General features: G+C 72.4%; 11 protein-coding genes and 1 pseudogene (1 of these 12 cut by a window edge). 8 read left to right on the top strand and 4 right to left on the bottom strand.

Features of this window, described 5'->3' with window-relative positions; genetic code table 11:
• Positions 1-312: 312 nt before the first annotated feature.
• Together SLAV_RS08345 and SLAV_RS42305 are read left to right on the top strand one after the other, a co-directional pair.
• Positions 313-948, top strand: coding sequence for a helix-turn-helix domain-containing protein (locus SLAV_RS08345; protein WP_158740821.1), 636 nt, complete (start codon positions 313-315; stop codon positions 946-948).
• Between the two features lie 19 nt (positions 949-967).
• Positions 968-1,174: pseudogene (locus SLAV_RS42305) on the top strand (TIGR03842 family LLM class F420-dependent oxidoreductase); the annotation flags it as partial.
• Positions 1,175-1,209: 35 nt separating this feature from the next.
• On the opposite strand, the gene SLAV_RS08335 reads toward SLAV_RS42305, so the two are convergent.
• Both SLAV_RS08335 and SLAV_RS08330 read right to left on the bottom strand, forming a co-directional pair.
• Positions 1,210-1,485 carry a hypothetical protein gene (locus SLAV_RS08335; protein ID WP_030237388.1) on the bottom strand — a complete coding sequence of 92 codons (276 nt, stop codon included), beginning with the start codon at positions 1,483-1,485 and terminating at the stop codon, positions 1,210-1,212.
• A gap of 187 nt (positions 1,486-1,672) precedes the next feature.
• Positions 1,673-2,683 carry a glutathione S-transferase family protein gene (locus SLAV_RS08330; RefSeq protein WP_030237385.1) on the bottom strand — a complete coding sequence of 337 codons (1,011 nt, stop codon included), beginning with the start codon at positions 2,681-2,683 and terminating at the stop codon, positions 1,673-1,675.
• A gap of 293 nt (positions 2,684-2,976) precedes the next feature.
• Here SLAV_RS08330 and SLAV_RS08325 point away from each other — a divergent pair, with 293 nt between their 5' ends.
• Both SLAV_RS08325 and SLAV_RS08320 read left to right on the top strand, forming a co-directional pair.
• A complete protein-coding gene (locus tag SLAV_RS08325; protein WP_037688213.1) occupies positions 2,977-3,744 on the top strand; it encodes a thioesterase II family protein in 768 nt (255 codons plus the stop codon).
• A gap of 217 nt (positions 3,745-3,961) precedes the next feature.
• On the top strand, positions 3,962-6,850 hold the full coding sequence (locus SLAV_RS08320) for a helix-turn-helix transcriptional regulator (RefSeq protein ID WP_234333808.1): 2,889 nt from the start codon (positions 3,962-3,964) through the stop codon (positions 6,848-6,850).
• A gap of 180 nt (positions 6,851-7,030) precedes the next feature.
• On the opposite strand, the gene SLAV_RS08315 is transcribed toward SLAV_RS08320, so the two are convergent.
• Both SLAV_RS08315 and SLAV_RS08310 read right to left on the bottom strand, forming a co-directional pair.
• A complete protein-coding gene (locus SLAV_RS08315) occupies positions 7,031-7,663 on the bottom strand; it encodes a response regulator (protein ID WP_030237376.1) in 633 nt (210 codons plus the stop codon).
• Positions 7,656-8,939: a sensor histidine kinase gene (locus SLAV_RS08310; RefSeq protein WP_063760352.1), complete on the bottom strand. Its 1,284-nt coding sequence runs from the start codon at positions 8,937-8,939 to the stop codon at positions 7,656-7,658. The genes SLAV_RS08315 and SLAV_RS08310 overlap by 8 nt, the downstream gene beginning before the upstream one ends.
• A gap of 167 nt (positions 8,940-9,106) precedes the next feature.
• Between SLAV_RS08310 and SLAV_RS08305 the strand changes: the two genes are divergently transcribed.
• From SLAV_RS08305 to SLAV_RS08290, 4 genes are all read left to right on the top strand, one after another.
• Positions 9,107-9,643, top strand: a complete 537-nt coding sequence (locus SLAV_RS08305; protein ID WP_030237370.1) for a hypothetical protein — start codon at positions 9,107-9,109, stop codon at positions 9,641-9,643.
• 62 nt (positions 9,644-9,705) lie between these two features.
• Positions 9,706-10,206, top strand: a complete 501-nt coding sequence (locus tag SLAV_RS08300) for a PH domain-containing protein (RefSeq protein ID WP_030237368.1) — start codon at positions 9,706-9,708, stop codon at positions 10,204-10,206.
• The gene (locus SLAV_RS08295; RefSeq protein WP_037688210.1) at positions 10,203-11,753 is read left to right on the top strand and encodes a PH domain-containing protein; all 1,551 of its coding nucleotides are present in this window, start codon (positions 10,203-10,205) and stop codon (positions 11,751-11,753) included. The genes SLAV_RS08300 and SLAV_RS08295 overlap by 4 nt, the downstream gene beginning before the upstream one ends.
• A gap of 334 nt (positions 11,754-12,087) precedes the next feature.
• Positions 12,088-19,551: the beginning of a type I polyketide synthase gene (locus SLAV_RS08290; protein ID WP_100661264.1), read on the top strand. Its footprint extends 26,874 nt past the window's final position; 7,464 of the gene's 34,338 nt are visible here — the first part of the coding sequence; it begins with the start codon at positions 12,088-12,090; its stop codon lies beyond the right edge, outside the window.

Genomic DNA, 19,551 nt, shown 5'->3' with positions numbered 1-19,551 from the left:
GGTCGGGGGCGGACGGGGGACGAAGTGACACAACAGGTGAGGCCTCGCAGCGGCTGCCACTCGTGTGCGGCGCGGCCCGAGCCGGCCTTGGGGCCTGGCGTTGTGGGGTATCGCGATTTCCGCGTGCCCAACGGACCGCCACAGCGGCGGTTGTTCGCTCCTGCCGGGCATGTCTCCTTGTTCATTGCGTTAAACGGGCGGATGCAGGCTTGGGGACCGGACTCCAGAGCCACCGCGTCCACGCACACCGTGGCCGTGCACGGCCCGCACATGCAGCCCAGGGTCCTGGGACATGACGGCGGGATGGAGGGGGTGGAAGTCACCCTCACTCCGTGGGCGGCATATCGTCTCTTCGGCACGCCGATGGTTGATCTGACAGACGCGGTGGTCGGGGCGGACGAAGTGCTGGGTCGACGCATACGGATACTCGCCGAGCAACTGGGCGAGGAGCCGGACCGGACGGCGCGGTCGGGGATCCTGAACCGCACCCTGCGGCAATGGACCGCACAGGCTCCCGCCTCGCACGAACCGGATTACGGCGTGCTGCGGGCCTGGCACCTGCTGAACCGCTCGTCCGGCACCGTGACCGTCCAGGGTCTCGCCGAGCACATCCAGTGGAGCACGCGACATTTGGAAGCCCGGTTCCGCCAGCAGATCGGACTCAGCCCCAAAGGCATGGCCCGGGTCATCCGCGTGAACCGGGCGATCCAGCAGCTCATCCGCGGCAGCAGCCCGGCCAGCAGCGCACTCACCTGCGGCTACTACGACCAGGCTCATCTCATCAGGGACTTCAAGGCACTCACGGGCACAACACCAGGACGCTTCCAAGCCGGGCTGGCCCCAGCCGCCGCGCGGTCCCGCCCTGTCGAGCGCCCGACGAATCCTGCCGGCGGCTCCCGTCCCGGACGGTACGAACGCCATGTCATTCCGCATGCCGACTTCTCCTGAGCCGGAGGCCGTTCTCGCAGACGGGAAGCTGCCCTTCCGGACGGCCGCGTACGGGCCCAAGGCCCTCGCCCCGACCGGCCGGAAGGCCGGCGGGTTCATCCTCCAGGCCGCCGATCCCCGCCTCACCGCGTGGAAGGTCAAGGCGGTGCGGGACGCCGCCGCCGAGGCGGCCGGCTGCGACCCGGCGTCGATCACCATCTGCCCGGCCGCACCCGGGGTACGTGGGCGACGAAAGCCGGCCGCCTTCCACGCCCCCGCGGGCTACGGGGCGACGGCCGCCGTGGGCACCGGGCCCCGCGCGGTGCGCATCCGGGCCCCGTCGAACTCCACCGTCTCACCGGGCAGGATCAGCAGCCCGGGCTCCTCGTCCTGGCAGGCCGCGTCGATCCGCCGGATCTGCACCGCCGGGCCGCGCGCACCGGCCATGAAGACGGTCGGGTCGACCTCCCAGCCGTGCCCGGCCAGCCACCGTTCCAGTGTCGCGGTGTCCGTGCCGGTTGCTTCCCGTGGCCATGCGTACGTGTTCCGGCTGTCCATGTCCGTCCCCCTCCAGTGCGGCCGGATGCCCGGCGCCGCGCCGATCCTCGCACCCGCCACCGACACGGGCCGCACAATTTCCGGGTGCTCGCCGCTCGAACCGGCTGCCGTGTGGCAGCGGCGGCCCGGGCAGGCGGGGGCCGGGGGTGGGGGGCGAGCCTCCCGGCCCCCGCCTGCCGCGGCGGTGTCAGGAGTGCGACGGAACGTGGAGGGACGGGACCGCCTCGGCGGGGGAGGGGGGCGCGGGCGGGGTGCCGTCCCCGAAGGGGCGTCCACCCAGCGCCGCCCGGCCGTGCGGTTCGAGCCAGCCCGACGGGTCGGGGCCGTCGGGAACGATCCCGGACGGGTTGATGTGGCTGTGGACGAGGTAGAAGTGCTGCTTGATGTGGTCGAAGTCGACCGTATCGCCGAAGCCCGGCGTCTGGAACAGGTCCCGGGCGTAGGCCCACAGCACCGGCATCTCGGCGAGCTTCTGCCGGTTGCACTTGAAGTGGCCGTGGTAGACCGCGTCGAAGCGCACGAGCGAGGTGAACAGCCGGACGTCCGCCTCGGTGATCGTCTCGCCGACGAGGTAGCGGGAGTGCTCCAGCCGCTCGGAGAGCCGGTCGAGGCGCGCGAAGAGACGCTCGTACGCCGCGCCGTAGGCTTCCTGGGACTTGGCGAACCCGGTGCGGTAGACGCCGTCGTTGACGTCCGTGTAGATCTCCCCGCCGATGGCGTCGATCTCCGGCGACAGCGCCGCCGGGTACAGATCCGGTGCGCCGGGGCGGTGGTGCGCCGTCCACTCCAGCATCATGTCGAAGGTGATCTGCGCGTAGTCGTTGGTGACCACCCGGCCGGTCGGCACGTCCACGATCGCCGGTACGGTGATGCCCCGGTCGTAGTCGGGGTCGCGGGCGAGGTACGCCTCCTGGAGCCGTTCTATGCCGAGCACCGGGTCGCGGCCGCCCGGGTCGAGGTCGAAGGTCCAGCTGCGGGCGTCGTGCGTGGGGCCGGCCACGGCCATGGGCAGCGCCTCCTCCAGCCCGAGGAGCCGGCGGATGATCACCGCGCGGTGGGCCCAGGGGCAGGCCCGGCTGACCACGAGGCGGTAGCGGCCGGACTCCACCGGGAAACCGTCGCGCCCGTCGGCGGTGATCCGGGTGGTGATGTAGCGGCTGTCGCGGGTGTACCCCTTGCCGCGCTGTACGTCAGTCATGCCGGGGCCATACCCAGGAACCGCGGCTGCGAGCACCCCCTCCACCGGGCCTCCGCCGTCCCTCTGGCCTGGGGATACTCGCAGCTTTCAACAGTTGAATTGCGTACGGTTTCGGCCAGGTGTCGGGCGCGCAGGCGATTTCCGGCCGTCGTAGGGGTTCCAATCTAGGGGTACTGGCAGGATTGGCGCTCTGCTAGACATAGGGCAACGGAACGCGTGTGCGGAAGTCGCGAATGGGCCCGGATTGCCGAGCCCGTGTGCTGCTCCGGACTGGAACACGGAGTTTTCATCCCTTGATCGACAACAGGAATGCCGATGGCTGGATCCGCCGCTATCACGCGGCGGACGAAAGCCCGATCCGACTGGTCTGCCTCCCGCACGCCGGCGGATCCGCCTCCTTCTACTTCCCCATGTCCCAGGCCCTGGCCCCCGGGCTGGACGTCGTCAGCGTCCAGTACCCCGGACGCCAGGACCGCCGGCACGAGCCCGGGATCACCGACATCGGTGCCTACGCCGACGCCCTGACCAGCGCACTTCTGCCCTGGACGGACAAGCCCCTGGCGTTTTTCGGCCACAGTATGGGCGCCGTCCTCGCCTTCGAGGTGACCCGCCGCCTGGAGCGTGACCACGGCGTCGACCCCGTCCGCGTCTTCGCGTCCGGCCGGCGCTCACCGTCGAGTTTCCGCCATGAAACCGTGCACCTGCGCGACGATGACGGCATCGTCGCCGAAATGCGCGAGCTCAGCGGGACCGACGCCGCCATTCTCGGCGACGAGGAGATTCTGCGCATGGTGCTCCCCGCCATTCGCAGTGACTACACGGCGATCGAGAACTACCGGGCCGCGGCCGGCGAAACGATCGGCGCCCCGATCACCGTGCTGACCGGCGAGTCCGACCCCCGCACCAGCGCAGAGGAAGCGGAAGCCTGGGAAGCGCACACCCGCGGTGAATTCGCCATCCACCGTTTTTCCGGCGGACATTTCTTTCTCGCCCGGCATCAGCCGCGTATCTTGAAGATCGTTTCTGAAGAGATCGCAGCGGTCACCACCCCCAGGGGCTGAACCGCACACCGGGCGGGAAGCCGCACGACTGACGGCGCGCCCGGCGCTGAACGGACAAACGGGACCCGAGGCGCGCCCGGCACCCCCTTCCCGCACGGAGGGGAGCCGGGCGCGCCCCGGGCCACCCCGAACCACCCCGCCCGCCCGGCGGGGCGCGAGGAGGCACGAAGCAGTGCAGGGCAGGGCAGGCTCAGGTAGTCCGGGTGAAGGGAACAGCGTGGAGGCAAGGCTGGTCGAGCGCGAGCACGAGTGGGAGACGCTGGGCGACCTGCTCGACAGCGCCCGCCGGGGCCGCGGACGCGTCGCCGTCATCAGCGGAGCCATCGCCGGCGGTAAAACGAGCCTGCTCGAATGCTTCACCGAACACGCCCTGTCCGAAGGGGCCTTGGTCCTCGAAGCGGCCGGCTCCCGCGCCGAACGCTACCTCCCCTTCGGCATCCTGCGCCGCATCCTCGACAGCGCCGCCCCCCTGGACCCCGCAGTCCACGCCGAGGCCACCGCCCTGCTCGACGCGGTCAGCGACCGCGCGACGGACGGCGAAGACGCCGCGAGCGCCGTCGAGTCGGGCATGCGCGTACTGCCCCACGTCTGCGCCTCGCTCCTGCGGATCGCCCGGGACCGCACCGTCGTCATCGCCGTCGACGACGTCCACCACGGCGACGAACTCTCCCGCGCCTTCCTGCTCTGCCTGGCCCGCAGGGTCCGCCAGGCCGGTGTCCTGATCGTCCTCACCGAGGCCGTCCGCCTGCTGCCCGCCCAACTCGACTTCCACGCCGAACTCAAGCGCCAGCCCAACTGCACCACCCTGCGCCTCCCCCTGCTCAGCACCGAAGGCACCGGCCGCCTGCTCGCCGGCCACTTCACCGGCGCCGCCGCACAGCGCCTCGCCGCCGACTGCCAGCAGGCCACCGGCGGCAACCCGCTGCTGGTCAAGGCGCTGCTGGAGGACGGCCTGGCCGCCCTCGGCGACAGCGAGCCCTTCCAGCCACTGCGCCCCGCCGAGACCTTCGAACGCGCCGTCCTGGACTGCCTCCACCGCGGCGACCCCGAGATGCCGGCCGTCGCCCGGGGGATCGCCGTCCTCGGCGACGCCTGCCCGCCCGCCCTCCTCAGCCGCATCACCGACGTACACGTCAAGACCGCCGAACTGGCCCTCCAGGACCTGGAACGCTGCGGGATCCTGCGCGACGGCGCCTTCCGCGAGGCCGCGACCCGCAGTGCCGTCCTCACCGCGACCCCGCCCGGAGCGCTGTCCGCCCTCCACCAGCGCGCCGCGCGGCTGCTGCACCAGGAAGGCGCCGCCGCCCTCGACGTGGCCCGCCACCTGCTGGCCGCCCGCAAGCCCGTCGAGGACTGGGCGATCCCCCTCCTGCAGGACGCCGCCGAATACGCCCTCGTCGAGGGCGACCCCGAACTCGCCCTCAGCTGCGGGCAACTGGCCGTCGACTCCTGCCCCGAGGGCTCCCTGCGCACCGCCCTGAAGTCCCGCCTGGTCAGCATCGTCTGGCGCAGCAGCCCGGTCGCCGCCGAAAGCCACCTGCGCCAGCTCTCCCGCGAGTTCTGCGCCGGCCGGCTCACCGACCGCGACCTCCTGCACGCCGTGTCCTGCCTGGCCTGGATGGGCGAGGCCCGGCATGCCGCCGAGGAGATACGCCGCCTGCAGAGCGACGCCGACCAGGCGCGCGAGAGCGGCCACCCCTTCGCCTACGAACCCGGTACGCTCGCCGCCGCCCAGGACTGGCTCTGCGTCATCAGCCCCCCGGTACGGGACGTCTTCGCCACCGCCACCGCCGAGCCCGCGAACGCCGCCGTCCCCGGCCCGACCCGCACCCCGGCCACCGGCCGCCTCGCCGGAACCGCCGCACACGAGATGCCCGACGACGCCCACGTACCGGCCGCCGAGGCCATGCGGACCGCGCTGCGCGGCGGCCACGGCGAAGCCGCCGTCGCCGAGGCCACCCGGGTCCTGCAGCGCTACCACCTCAGCGACCGCACCCTGACCCCCCTCGTCCTGGCCGTCCTGACCCTCGTCTACGCCGGCCGCCTGGACCTTGCCCTGACCTGGATCGACCGGCTGCTCGGCGAGTGCTCCGCCCACAACGCGCCGACCTGGCAGGCGGCGCTCGGCGCGGTGCGCGCCGAGGTCTCCCTGCGCCAGGGCGACCTGCCGGGTGCGGCCGCCCAGGCCCGCCAGTCCATGTCCCTGATCTCCGTACAGTGCTGGGGCGTGGGCGTCGCCCTGCCGCTGGGCGTCCTCATCGAGGCCGAGACCCAGATGGGCAACATCGACGAGGCCATGAGCCTGCTCGAACAGCCCGTGCCCGAGGCCATGCTGGAGACCCGGCTCGGCCTGCACTACCTGCGCGCCCGGGGCCGCTGCCACCTCGCCACCGGCCGCTACCACGCCGCCCTGCGCGACTTCCTCACCTGCGGGGAACTCATGCGGGCCTGGGACATGGAGGCCGCCGAACCGGCGCCGTGGCGGCTGGACGCCGCCGAGGCGTGGCTGGCCATCGGCAACGTGGCGCGTGCCCGGGAGTACGTGGAGCAGCAGCGCCAACGCGAGGCGGTCCCGGCCGGCGGCAGGCCGCGTGGGGCCCTGCTCTTCGCGCTGGCCCGCACCAGCGGCGACCTCGCCTACCGGCTGAAGCGGCTCACCGAGGCCGTGGACGCCCTGGAGCAGGGAGAGGACCGGCTCCAGCTGGCCCGGACCCTCGGCGAGCTGGGCAGCGCCTACCGCGCCGCCGGCGACTTCAACCGGGCCCGGATGCTCGTACGCAAGGCCTGGCACGTCGCCAAGTCCTGCGGGGCGCAGCCGCTGTGCGAGGAGTTCACCCCCGGCCGGGGCGACGGGGAGAGCGCTCCCGTGGTGGCCGGGCGCGAGGCGGAACCGCCGAAGGAGGCCGAGGTGCTGTCCGAGGCCGAGGCCCGGGTGGCACTGCTGGCGGCGCGCGGCCACACCAACCGCGAGATCGCCACGAAGCTCTACGTCACCGTCTCCACGGTCGAACAGCACCTGACCCGGATCTACCGCAAGCTGAAGGTCAAACGACGCCGCGACCTGCCCGGCCGGCTGTGGGACCTCAGTCTGCCCGGCATCGCCTGAGGCAGCCCCCGACGCGGGCCCCGTGCGGGGGGCCCGATGCAAGAAAAAAGGGGGCCGGGTGCCCGAGGCCGTGCGACCCCGGGCACCCGGCCCCCGCACGGCGCTGCCCGGCCGCGCCCGCCCGGCGCGGGTGCGTCCGGGCCCGGCCGCACCCGCGCCGGGCGCCGGGGCGCCCGGCGGTCAGGACAGCAGGCCCCGTTCCAGGGCCGCCATCACCGCCGCCGTACGGTCCGACACCGCCAGCTTCTTGAACGACCGCAGCAGATGCGTCTTCACCGTCGCCTCGCTGATGAACAGCCGCCGCCCGATGTCCGCGTTGGTCCGGCCCTCCCTGACCAGCTGGAGGACCTCCCGCTCCCGCTCGGAGAGCACCGGCGGCTCCGCCACCCGGGCCCGGAACAGCTTCGGCGCCAGCGACGGCGTCAGCACCGTCTCGCCGCGCGCCGCCGCCTTCACCGCCCCCACCAGCTCCTCGCGCGAGCTGCCCTTCAGCAGATAGCCCGCCGCACCCGCCTCCACCGCGCGCAGGATGTCGGCGTCGTCCTCGTACGTGGTCACGATGACCACCTTGGTGCGCGGTGACTCCCGCAGGATGTGCCCGGTCGCCGCCACCCCGTCCATCGCGCCCATGCGCAGGTCGAGCAGGACGATGTCCGGCCGCAGCCGGCCCGCCTGCACCACCGCCTCCTCGCCCGAGCCGGCCTGCCCCACCACCCGGATGCCCGGGTCCAGCTCCAGCATCGCCGACAGGCCCTCCCGCACCACCGGGTGGTCATCGACCAGCAGCACCCCGATCGGGTCGCGCTCAGTCATCGTCCGACTCCTCTCCCACCGGGCCCAGCGCCACCGTCACCTCGACGGTCGTGCCCTCACCCGGGCCGCTCTCCACCCGTACCGTTCCACCGATCTCCGCCACCCGGGCCCGCATGCCGAGCAGCCCGAAACCCCCGCTGTGCGCGTCGTCCCCGGCCTCCTCGGGCCCGGCGTCCCGGCAGGCGTCCACCGCGAAGCCCGCGCCGTCGTCCCGCACCACGAGCCGTACCTCCCGCGGCGCGTACGCCACCCGTACCTCCACTTCCCGGGCGTCACGCGCGTGCTTGCGCACGTTCGCGAACGCCTCCTGCGCCGCACGCAGCAGCACCACGCTCACCACCATCGGCAGCGGCTGCTCCTCGCCCCCGGCCGTGCACCGCACCACCAGCCCCGTCTCCTCGCGCAGCAGGTCGGCCTGCCGGCGTACGGCCTGCACCAGCGAGCTCTCCCGCAGCGCCGGCGGAGTCAGCTTCGAGACGAAACCCCGGGCCTCGGCCAGACTGTCACGGGCCACCCGCCCTGCCAGCCCGAGCCGCTCGTGCGCCCGCGCCGGGTTGTCCACCACCTCCGACTCGGCGGCCTGCACCAGACTGATGATGCTGGTCAGGCTCTGCGCCAGGGTGTCGTGGATCTCCCGCGCCAGACGCTCCCGTTCGGCCGAGATGCCGGCCTGGTGGGACAGGTGCGCCTCGCGCTCGCGGCTGCGCCGCAGCTCGTCGATCATCTCGGCCCGCTCGGAACTCTGCTGCACCACCCGCGTGATCCACAGGCCCAGCAGCACCGACAGGGCGATGCCCAGCAACGATATCGGCAGCACCGAGAGGATGTGCGGGTCGAACTCCCCGCCGCGTAGCCACACCACCGTCACCGGCCACAGGTTGGCCAGGACGACCAGCACGATCGCCGGCGGCATCGGCAGGCTCATCATCAGCATCGGGACCACCGCGAACAGCGCGAAGGAACCCCCGAGGTCCAGCGTGCTGGAGGTGGCGAACAGCAGGAACAGACCGGCGGAGAAGACCAGATTGCGCCGCCCCTTCGTCCGGTCGATCATCGGCCTGCGGCCGAGACCCGCGTACCAGGGCACGATCAGCGTCAGCGCACCGATCGCGAGGGCCCGGTGGACCTGGTCCTCACCCGAGGCGAACAACAAGACGACCGTGACGAGGTAGGAGACGGCGAAATAGCCGTCCCACAGGCCGAACCAGCGGCCCCCGGAGTCGAGCCCGCGACCGGGGCCCTTCCACGGGACCTCCTCCTGCGTGTATATGTGCACGGCACCAGTCCTACCACGAGCCCCGCCCGTGTCCGTCGAACGGTTGACAGCCGGTCCCACCGATCGGTCGGCACCCGGGCCGCGGCGCCCCGCCTACGTTGGAAGCAGCGGAAGGAGAACCGCGACAACGGTTTTCGAGGCAGTGCGGAAAGGGCGGGTTCGGTCACGTGGGCCAGTTCACGACGGCGGTCATCACCAGCGCGACGATCCTGGCCTTCATCCTCGCGACCGACTCCGGCAACCGGCGCATCACCGCCCTGAGGATCGCGGGCCCCACACTGGTGGCCGCCGTCGTCACCGGTCTCTGCGTACACTCTTTCCCGACGGCCGGCAACGACATGTCGCTGCACCTCGCCGGCATCGGCGTGGGCGCCATCTGCGGACTCGTCGCGAGCTCCCTGCTCACCGCCCACCGAGACCCTGCGGGAGACGTCCGCAGCGTCGGCGGACCGGGCCACGCGGCGATCTGGGCCCTCCTCTTCGGAGCCCAGATCCTCTTCGCCTACGGCTGCGAGCACTGGTACGGCGCAGGCATCACGCGCTTCACCGCCGACTACCAACTCAGCGGCGGCGAGGCCCTCACGAGCTCGCTCGCCCTGATGTCGCTCTCCATGGTGGTGGCCCGGGCCGCAGTCCTGCTGTCCCGGCTGCGCGCCGTACCGACCGAGCGGGAACCGGTCGCGGCCGACCGGAAAGCGAACTGAAAACCATCCGGTACGAGTTGACCGGCGACGATCCAAGATTCTCCAGGAACCAGGGTGACGCAGTGCTAGACAACCAAGAACTGAGGCTCCGTCCGCCTCGCAACCGGGTCGAGACCCGTGCCATCGGCTGGTGGACCCTCCAGTCCTCCCTCTTCGCCCTGCCGCTCCCGATCACCTTCGGCGTGCTCTGGCTCTTCATCACCCCGGCCCGCTTCGTCTTCGGACCCCTCTTCCTCGTCGCACTCGTCCCCGGGCTCCTCTTCATGGGCATCATGCCCGTCTGGCGCTACCGGGTGCACCGCTGGGAGATGACCGACGAGGCCGTCTACGCCGCCTCCGGCTGGCTCTGGCAGCGGTGGCGGGTCGTGCCCCTCTCGCGGGTCCAGACCGTCGACATGCTCCGCGGCCCGCTCCAGCAGCTGTTCGGACTCTCCGGGATCACCGCCACCAGCGCCTCCTCCGCCGGCGCCGTGAAGATCAAGGGCCTGGACCACCGCACCGCCACCGAGCTCGTGGAGAAGCTCACCAGGGCCACCCAGGCCGTACCGGGGGACGCGACGTGACACCGGACAGCGCGGTACGACCCGCCGACCAGACCGAGACCGACGAGTGGGGCCGCCTCAACCCCCGGCTCTTCCTCGTCAACCTGAGCGTCGTGGCCACACCGCTGGCCACCTTCGCCGCCACCACCGTCCTCACCGGCGGCGAGATCAACCTCCAGGTCCTGATCACCTGCGCCTCGTTCCTCATCACCTGCCTCGTCATCGCCGGTATCAGCGTGATGCGCCTGATCACCACCCGGTACCGCATCACCGACGACCGGGTGGAACTCCACAAGGGCCGCTTCTTCCGCAGCGAACGTTCCATCCCCGTCGACCGGATCCGCAGTGTCGACCTGACCGCCAACCCCCTCCACCGGGTCTTCGGTCTCACCTCCCTGAAGATCGCCACCGGCGACCAGGCCACCTCCGGCGGCGGCCTGTCCCTCGACGGCCTCAGCGTCCACGACGCCGAGGAACTGCGGCGCCGGCTCAGCGAACTGCGCCACGCCCGCCAGGGCCTGGCCACCGCCGACCCCGACGACGACGCCACCCTCGCCCGGCTCGACTGGGCCTGGCTGCGCTACGCGCCCCTGACCCTCTGGGGCGTCGGCGGTGTCTTCATCGCCGTCGGCTCCGTCTACCGCACCCTGCACGAGATGAAGGTCGACCCGCTCGAACTCGGCGTCGTCAAGGACCTGGAGGAGCGCTTCGGCTCCCTGCCCCTCTGGTACGGGATCCTGCTCACCCTCGCCGTCATCGTCGTGATCGGCGTCGCGGGCTCGACGGCCACCTTCATAGAGGGCTGGGGCGGCTACCACCTCGACCGCCCCGAGACGGGCCTGCTCCGCGTCCGCCGCGGCCTGCTCATCACCCGCTCCGTCAGCATCGAGGAGCAGCGGCTGCGCGGCGCGGAGGTCGCCGAACCCCTGCTGCTGCGCTGGGCCGGCGGCGCCCGGCTGAAGGCCGTCGCCAGCGGCCTCGGCGACGAGGACGAGAACAGCAGCCGCAGCCGCCTCACCCCGCCCGTACCGCGGGCCCTGGCCCAGTCGATCGCCGCCGACGTCCTCGGCGAGCGCGTCTCCCCGACCACCGAGGCCCAGCTCGCACCGCACCCCCGCGCCGCCCTGCGGCGCAGGCTCAACCGCGCCCTGATCTGGTCCGTCCTGATCGCTGCCCCCCTCGTCGGCCTCGGGCTGTGGCTCACCCCGGTCCTCGTACACACCGGCTGGATCACCGCCGTCGTCCTGTTCTGCGCCGGAGCGGCCTTCGCCTTCGACGCCTACCGCAGCCTCGGCCACGCCGTCCACGGCCCCTACCTGGTGACCCGGTCCGGCACCTTCACCCGCCGCACCGCCGCCCTCCAGCGCGACGGGATCATCGGCTGGACCATCACCCGCTCCGCCTTCCAGCGCCGAGCCGGCCTGCTCACCCTGGGCGCCGCCACGGCCGCCGGCAGCGGCGTCTACAAGGTCCGCGACGTGGCCGTCTCCGACGGGCTCGCCCTCGCCGAGGACGCCGTACCGGGCCTGCTGGCCCCCTTCGTCGAACGGGCCCCCGCCCGGCACTGACAGCCCGGGCCCCGGCCGCCCGCGCACCCTCACCGACCAACTGGCGCACCCCCGGAAACGGAGGGGCGGTCCCCCCCCGGCCGCCCCTCCGTTTCGTACGCCCGCGCCCTAGGGGGCCCTTAGGGGCCCCAGGGGATTCGAATTTCCCGAATTCTTGCGCCCGCCGCTCTTCACGGGCATTATGATGCGGTCGCAACTCGCATAGGTGCAGCGTAAAAACAGGATCCCCGCATAGGGGCCCCTAGGGGACCGTTAGGGGTTTCTGCGCCACCACTCCCCGTGCCAGGGTCATAACCGGTCTTAGGTTTCTCTGCACGGAGTGATGGAGCGCGCGATGTTGAACGAGTCCCAGGATTTCGCAGCCGAAATCGACGGCGCCCCCGAGGCCGGCGAAACCCAGGACATCAGCAACAGCGACAGCCCTCAACAGTGGTACGAAGACCTCTCCGGGCTGACCGAGGGCGAACAGCACACCGCACTGCTTGAGCGGGTCTCCGCCCTCGTCATCGCCGCCCTGCGCGACAACGCGCCCACCGTGCTCGACCCCCACCGCTCCTTCCTCGACCTCGGCTTCGACTCCCTCGCCGCCGTCGACCTGCACGCCCGCCTCGTGGCGGCCACCGGCCTGCGCCTGCCGGTCACCCTGGCCTTCGACCACCCCACCCCCGCCCACCTCGCCCGCCGGATCCACGCCCTGCTCCTGGGCCTGACCACCCCCGCCGAGGCCCCCGTCACCGCCGCCATCAGCAGCGACGAACCGATCGCCATCGTCGGAATCGGCTGTCGATTCCCCGGCGGCGTGCATTCCCCCGAAGCGCTCTGGGACCTCGTCGCCAGCGGCACCGACGCCATTTCCGCATTCCCCACCGGACGCGGCTGGAACCTCGACTCCCTCTACGACCCGAACCCCGACCGATCCGGCACCAGCTATGCCCGCGAAGGCGGATTCCTCCACGACGCCGACCAATTCGACGCCGCATTCTTCGGAATCTCCCCGCGCGAAGCCCTCGCCATGGACCCGCAGCAGCGCCTGCTGCTGGAAACCTCCTGGGAGGCGTTCGACCGGGCCGGAGTCGACCCCGCCGCACTGCGCGGCGGCCAGGTCGGCGTCTTCGTGGGCGCCGAAACCCAGGAGTACGGACCCCGGCTCGAAGACGCCACCGACGGGTTCGAGGGCTACCTCGTCACCGGCAACGCCGCCAGCGTCGCCTCCGGCCGCATCGCCTACACCTTCGGCTTCGAAGGCCCCACCGTCACCGTCGACACCGCCTGCTCCTCCTCCCTGGCCGCCCTGCACCTCGCCGTCCAGGCCCTGCGCTCCGGCGAATGCTCCCTCGCCCTCGCGGGCGGCGTCGCCGTCATGGCCAGCCCCGGCTCGTTCGTCTCCTTCAGCCGTCAGCGCGGCCTCGCCCCCGACGGCCGCTGCAAGCCCTTCGCGGCCGCCGCCGACGGCACCGCATGGGGCGAGGGCGCCGGCATGCTGCTCGTCGAACGCCTCTCCGACGCACGCGCCCACGGCCACCGCGTCCTCGCCATCGTCCGCGGCACCGCCATCAACCAGGACGGCGCCAGCAACGGCCTCACCGCCCCCAGCGGCCCCGCCCAGCAGCGCGTCATCCGCCAGGCCCTCGCCAACGCCGGCCTCACCGCCGCCGACGTCGACGCCGTCGAGGCCCACGGCACCGGCACGAAGCTCGGCGACCCGATCGAGGCACAGGCGCTGCTGGCCACCTACGGCCAGGACCGCCCCGCCGACCGGCCGCTGCGCCTGGGCTCCCTGAAGTCCAACATCGGACACACGCAGGCCGCCGCCGGCGTCGCCGGCGTCATCAAGATGGTCATGGCCATGCACCACGGCCTGCTCCCCAAGACCCTCCACGTGGACGCGCCGACCCCGCACGTCGACTGGGAGGCCGGAGCGGTCTCCCTGCTGACCGAGCCCGTCGAGTGGCCCGCGACCGGTACCCCGCGCCGCGCCGGCGTCTCCTCCTTCGGCATGAGCGGCACCAACGCCCACGGCATCATCGAGGAACCGCCCGCCGAAGACCGCGAAACGGCCGGAGAGACGGGAGCGGCGGACCGGCCTTCCGGGCAGACGGCCGGGGAGGCGGGCGAGCCGTCCGGACCGCTGCCCTGGGCACTGTCCGCAAAGACCCCCGAGGCCCTGCGCGCCGCCGCCCGGCGACTCGCCGACTGGCTCGACACCCACCCCGACGCCGACCCCCTCGACATCGGCCACTCCCTCGCCGCCAACCGCGGCCGCTTCGACCACCGCGCCGTCGTCCTCGGCGACGACCGTGCCGCCCTCCGCCGCGGCCTGCACGCCCTCGCCGACGCCACCGATACCCCCGCCGTCGTCCACGCCGCCCCGGCCACCGGACGCACCGCCGTCCTGTTCACCGGCCAGGGCAGCCAGCGCCTGGACATGGGCCGCGAACTGTACGAGACCCAGCCGGTGTTCGCCGACGCCCTCGACGACGCCTGCTGGTACCTGAACGAGCAGCTCGACACCCCCCTCCTCGACGTCCTGTTCGCCGAGGAGGGCACCCCCGAAGCCGCCCTGCTGCACCAGACCGGCTACACCCAGCCGGCCCTCTTCGCGATCGAGGTCGCCCTCTACCGGCTCGTTGAATCGTGGGGCGTGAAGCCCGACTTCGTCGCCGGACACTCGATCGGCGAGATCGCCGCCGCGCACGTGGCGGGTGTCTTCTCCCTGGACGACGCGTGCGCCCTGGTGGCGGCGCGCGGCCGGTTGATGCAGGCGCTGCCGGGTGGTGGCGTGATGATCGCGGTGCAGGCGTCGGAGGACGAGGTCCTGCCGCTGCTGACCGAGCGCGTGAGCATCGCCGCCGTCAACGGGCCCATGTCGGTGGTGATCGCGGGTGACGAGGACGCCGCCGTTGCCGTGGTGGAGGCGTTCGCCGATCGCAAGTCCAAGCGGCTGACGGTGAGCCACGCCTTCCACTCGCCGCACATGGACGCCATGCTCGACGAGTTCCGCCGCGTGGCGCAGGTCCTCGACTACGCCGCACCCACCCTCCCCGTCGTCTCCCTCCTCACCGGCACCACGGCCACCGCCGCCGAACTGGCCGATCCCGAGCACTGGGTCCGCCACGTCCGCGAGGCCGTCCGCTTCCTCGACGGCGTCCGCACCCTGCGGGCCCGCGGCGCCGACTCCTTCCTGGAACTCGGCCCCGACCCCGTCCTCACCGCCATGGCACACGACTGCCTGGTCACCGACCCGCAGGACCCCGCCAACCCGGGCTTCGCCTCCGCCCTGCGCGCGGGCCGCTCCGAGCCGGCCACCCTGCTCGACGCTGTCGCCCGCATGTTCGTCCGGGGCACGGACGTGGACTGGGCCGCCTGCTACGCCGGTACCGGCGCCCGGAGCGTGGAACTGCCGACGTACGCCTTCCAGCGGCAGCGCTACTGGATGAACTCCCGCACGGCGGAGACCGAGTCGGCCCACACGTCCGGCTACGGGAGCGACCCGGCCGACACCGAGTTCTGGGACGCGGTCGAGCACCAGGACGTGGCCGCGCTCGCCGCCGCGCTGGAACTGGACGCGGACGGGGAGCAGCCGCTGAGCGAGGTCGTCCCGGCCCTGTCGGCCTGGCGCCGCCGGGTGCGGACCCAGTCCGAGGTGGACGGCTGGCGCTACCGCGACACGTGGAAGCCGGTGGCGGACTCCGTGGGGGGTGCGCGGCTTTCCGGGGTGTGGCTGGTGGTTGTTCCGGCCGGTGGTGTGGATGACTCGGCTGTGGTGGAGGGGCTGGCGGCTCGGGGGGCTGAGGTCCTTCGGGTGGTGGTCGAGGGTGGTGCGGTGCGTGCCGCGCTGGCTGGGGCGACGGGTCCTGTGGCTGGTGTGGTGTCGTTGCTGGCGCTGGATGAGGCTGCGGGTGTGGTGCCGTCGGCTGAGCTGGTGCAGGTGTTGGGTGAGGCCGGGGTGGGGGCGCCGTTGTGGTGCTTGACCCGGGGTGCGGTGAGTGTGGGTCGTTCGGATCGTCTGGTGTCTGCGGTTCAGGCGCAGGTGTGGGGTCTGGGCCGGGTTGCTGCTCTGGAGGTTCCGGAGCGCTGGGGTGGCCTGGTGGATCTTCCCGAGGTGTGGGACGAGCGGGTGATGGGCCGGCTGGCTGGTGTGCTGGCGGGTGGTTTTGCCGGTGAGGACCAGGTCGCGGTCCGGGCTTCGGGTGTGTTCGGGCGTCGGCTGGTTCGTGCGGCTGCCGGGGGCTCGGGCTCTTGGGTGCCGTCCGGGACTGCGCTGGTCACGGGCGGTACGGGTGCTCTGGGTGGTCGGGTTGCGCGGTGGCTGGCCGGTGCGGGTGCCGCGCGCCTGGTGCTGACCAGTCGCCGGGGTGTGGATGCGCCGGGTGCCGCCGAGTTGGCGGCGGAGCTCGCGGAGACGGGTGTCGAGGTGTCGGTGGTGGCGTGTGACGCTGCTGACCGGGAGGCGCTGCGGGAGCTGCTTGCTGCTGAGGCCGAGACGCTGACGGCTGTGGTGCATACCGCGGGTGTGCTGGATGACGGTGTGCTGGAGGCGCTGACTGCTGAGCGGTTCGAGGGCGTGCTGCGGGCGAAGGCGGTCTCCGCGCTGAACCTGCACGAGCTGACTGTCGAGCTCGGGATCGAGCTGTCCGCGTTCGTGCTGTTCTCCTCGATGAGCGGGACCATCGGTGCGGCGGGTCAGGGTAATTACGCCGCTGCGAACGCTTACCTGGATGCTCTTGCGGAGCAGCGGCGGGCTGCCGGGCTGGCCGCGACCTCGCTCGCGTGGGGTCCGTGGGCAGGCAGCGGTATGGCCGCCGACGAGGCGATGGACGCGCGCATGCGCCGCGACGGCGTACCGCCGATGGCTCCCGACGCGGCGATCGCCGCGCTGGCGCAGGCCGTGGGCGCAGGTGAAACCGCGCTGACCGTCGCGGACATCGCCTGGGACCGGTACGCGGCCGTAGTGGCGGCCGTCCGACCCAACCCGCTGATCCGTGACTTCGTCACCGTCGCCGCGGCGGGCGAGGCTGCGATCACCGGTCACGGAACCGTGGTGACGGGCGCCGACGTCGCGGGTGCGACGTTCGCGAAGCTGGCCGAGCTGCCGCGGGCCGAGCAGGAGCGCGAGCTGCTCGCCCTGGTCCGTACCCAGGTCGCCGCCGTCCTCGGACACGAGGGCTCGGACGCCGTCGGTGCCGAACGCGCCTTCAAGGAGCTGGGCTTCGACTCCCTCACCGCCGTCGACCTGCGCAACCGCCTCGGCGCGGCGAGCGGCCTCAAGCTCCCCACCACGCTCGTGTACGACTACCCCACCTCCGCCGCCCTGGCCGAGTACCTGCGCGGCGAGCTGGTGGGCAGCGCGCCGACGGTGGACGCCGCACTGCCGATGGCGGTGGAGACCGACGGCGACCCGATCGCGATCGTGGCGATGAGCTGCCGTTTCCCGGGTGGGGTGCGGACGCCGGAGGACCTCTGGCGCCTCCTCGCCCAGGGCACCGACGCGGTCGCCGAGTTCCCGGTCGACCGCGGCTGGGACCTGGAACGCCTCTACGACGCCGACCCGGAGCGACCGGGCACGTCCCACACACGTGAGGGCGGCTTCCTCTACGACGTCGCCGACTTCGACGCCGACTTCTTCGGGATCTCGCCGCGCGAGGCCCTGGCAATGGACCCGCAGCAGCGCCTGCTGCTGGAGACGGCGTGGGAGGCCTTCGAGCGCGCCGGCATCGACCCCGCCGCACTGAAGGGCAGCCGGGCCGGCGTCTTCGTCGGCACCAACGGGCAGGACTACCTCTCCCTCGTCGCAGGCGAGGCCGACGGCCTCGAAGGCCACGTCGGCACCGGCAACGCGGCGAGCGTGGTCTCCGGACGCCTGTCGTACGTTTTCGGCCTCGAAGGCCCGGCCATCACGGTCGACACCGCCTGCTCCTCGTCCCTCGTCGCCCTCCACCTGGCCGTTCAGGCGCTGCGTCAGGGCGAGTGCACCATGGCGCTCGCCGGTGGCGTGACCGTGATGTCCACCCCGGACGCCTTCGTCGACTTCAGCCGTCAGCGTGGGCTGGCGGAGGACGGGCGGATCAAGGCGTTCGCGGAGGGTGCGGACGGTACGGGCTGGGGTGAGGGTGTCGGCATGCTGCTCGTGGAGCGGCTGTCGGATGCCCGTCGCAACGGGCACCCGGTCCTCGCGGTGGTGCGGGGTTCGGCGATCAACCAGGACGGTGCGAGCAATGGTCTGACGGCGCCGAACGGGCCGTCGCAGCAGCGGGTGATCCGGCAGGCGCTGGCCAGTGCGGGTCTGTCGGCGGCCGAGGTGGACGTGGTCGAGGCGCACGGTACGGGTACGAAGCTGGGTGACCCGATCGAGGCGCAGGCGCTGCTGGCGACGTACGGGCAGGACCGGGCGGAGGGCCGGGCGCTGCTGCTCGGTTCGATCAAGTCGAACATCGGGCACACGCAGGCTGCTGCCGGTGTGGCCGGTGTCATCAAGATGGTGCTGGCGATGCGGCACGGGGTGCTTCCGCAGACCCTCCACGTGGACGCGCCGACCCCGCACGTCGATTGGACGGCCGGTGAGGTCGAGCTGCTGACCGAGTCGATGGAGTGGCCGGAGACCGGCCGCCCGCGCCGCGCGGGCGTGTCCTCATTCGGCCTGAGCGGCACCAACGCGCACACCATCATCGAGCAGGCCCCGATCTCGGAAGCGGAGGAGGTCGCGGCGCCCGACGCCCCGACCCGTGGCACCGCACCCGTCCTGCCCGTCGTCGTCACCGGGAAGAACCCCGCCGGGCTGCGCGCCCAGGCGGCGCAGCTCGCCACCTGGCTGAGCGGCGACCCGCAGGCCGCCCTGGCGGACACCGCGTACTCGCTCGCCGCCCAGCGGTCGAAGTTCGAGACGCGGGCCGTCCTGCTCGCGGGCTCCGAGGGCCACGAGGCGCTGACGGCCGGCCTGCGCGGGATCGCCGCCGGAGATCAGGTGCCGGGGCTGGTACAGGGCGAGGTCGCCGGTGGCGGGCTGGCGTTCCTCTTCACGGGGCAGGGCAGCCAGCGCCTCGGCATGGGGCGTGAGCTGTACGAGACCTTCCCGGTCTTCGCGGACGCGCTGGACGCCGTCTGCGCGCGGTTCGACAGCCGGCTCGACGTGCCGCTGATGGACGTCATCTTCGGGGCCGAGGGGGAGACCCTCGACCGTACGGAGTTCACGCAGCCGGCGCTGTTCGCGGTGGAGGTGGCGCTGTTCCGGCTGGTCGAGGCCTGGGGGGTGACGCCGGACTTCGTGTCCGGGCATTCGATCGGTGAGATCGCTGCCGCGCATGTGGCGGGTGTGTTGTCGCTGGAGGACGCGTGTGCGCTGGTGGCGGCGCGCGGGCGGTTGATGCAGGCGCTGCCGGGTGGTGGCGTGATGATCGCGGTGCAGGCGTCGGAGGACGAGGTCCTGCCGCTGCTGACGGACCGGGTGAGCATCGCCGCCGTCAATGGTCCGCGTTCGGTCGTGATCGCCGGTGACGAGGACGCGGCTGTTGCGGTCGTGGAGGCGTTCGCCGGTCGCAAGTCCAAGCGGCTGACCGTGAGCCACGCGTTCCACTCGCCGCACATGGACGGCATGCTGGACGACTTCCGCCAGGTGGTGGAGGGCCTCACCTTCGCCGCCCCACGTATCCCGGTGGTGTCGAACCTGACTGGTTCGATCGTTTCCGATGAGATGGACTCGGCCGAGTTCTGGGTCCGGCATGTGCGGGATGCCGTGCGGTTCCTGGACGGCATCCGCGCCCTGGAAGGCGCGGGTGTGACGACGTACGTCGAGCTCGGTCCT

It is taken from the genome of Streptomyces lavendulae subsp. lavendulae, from assembly GCF_002803845.1.
Taxonomy (GTDB): domain Bacteria; phylum Actinomycetota; class Actinomycetes; order Streptomycetales; family Streptomycetaceae; genus Streptomyces; species Streptomyces lavendulae.
This window is presented reverse-complemented; position numbering and strand designations above follow the sequence as displayed.

Coding starts and splice junctions, on each gene's coding strand:
- SLAV_RS08330 (WP_030237385.1), bottom strand. CDS start 2,683: ATGACTGACGTACAGCGCGGCAAGGGGTACACCCGCGACAGCCGCTAC.
- SLAV_RS08315 (WP_030237376.1), bottom strand. CDS start 7,663: ATGACTGAGCGCGACCCGATCGGGGTGCTGCTGGTCGATGACCACCCG.
- SLAV_RS08335 (WP_030237388.1), bottom strand. CDS start 1,485: ATGGACAGCCGGAACACGTACGCATGGCCACGGGAAGCAACCGGCACG.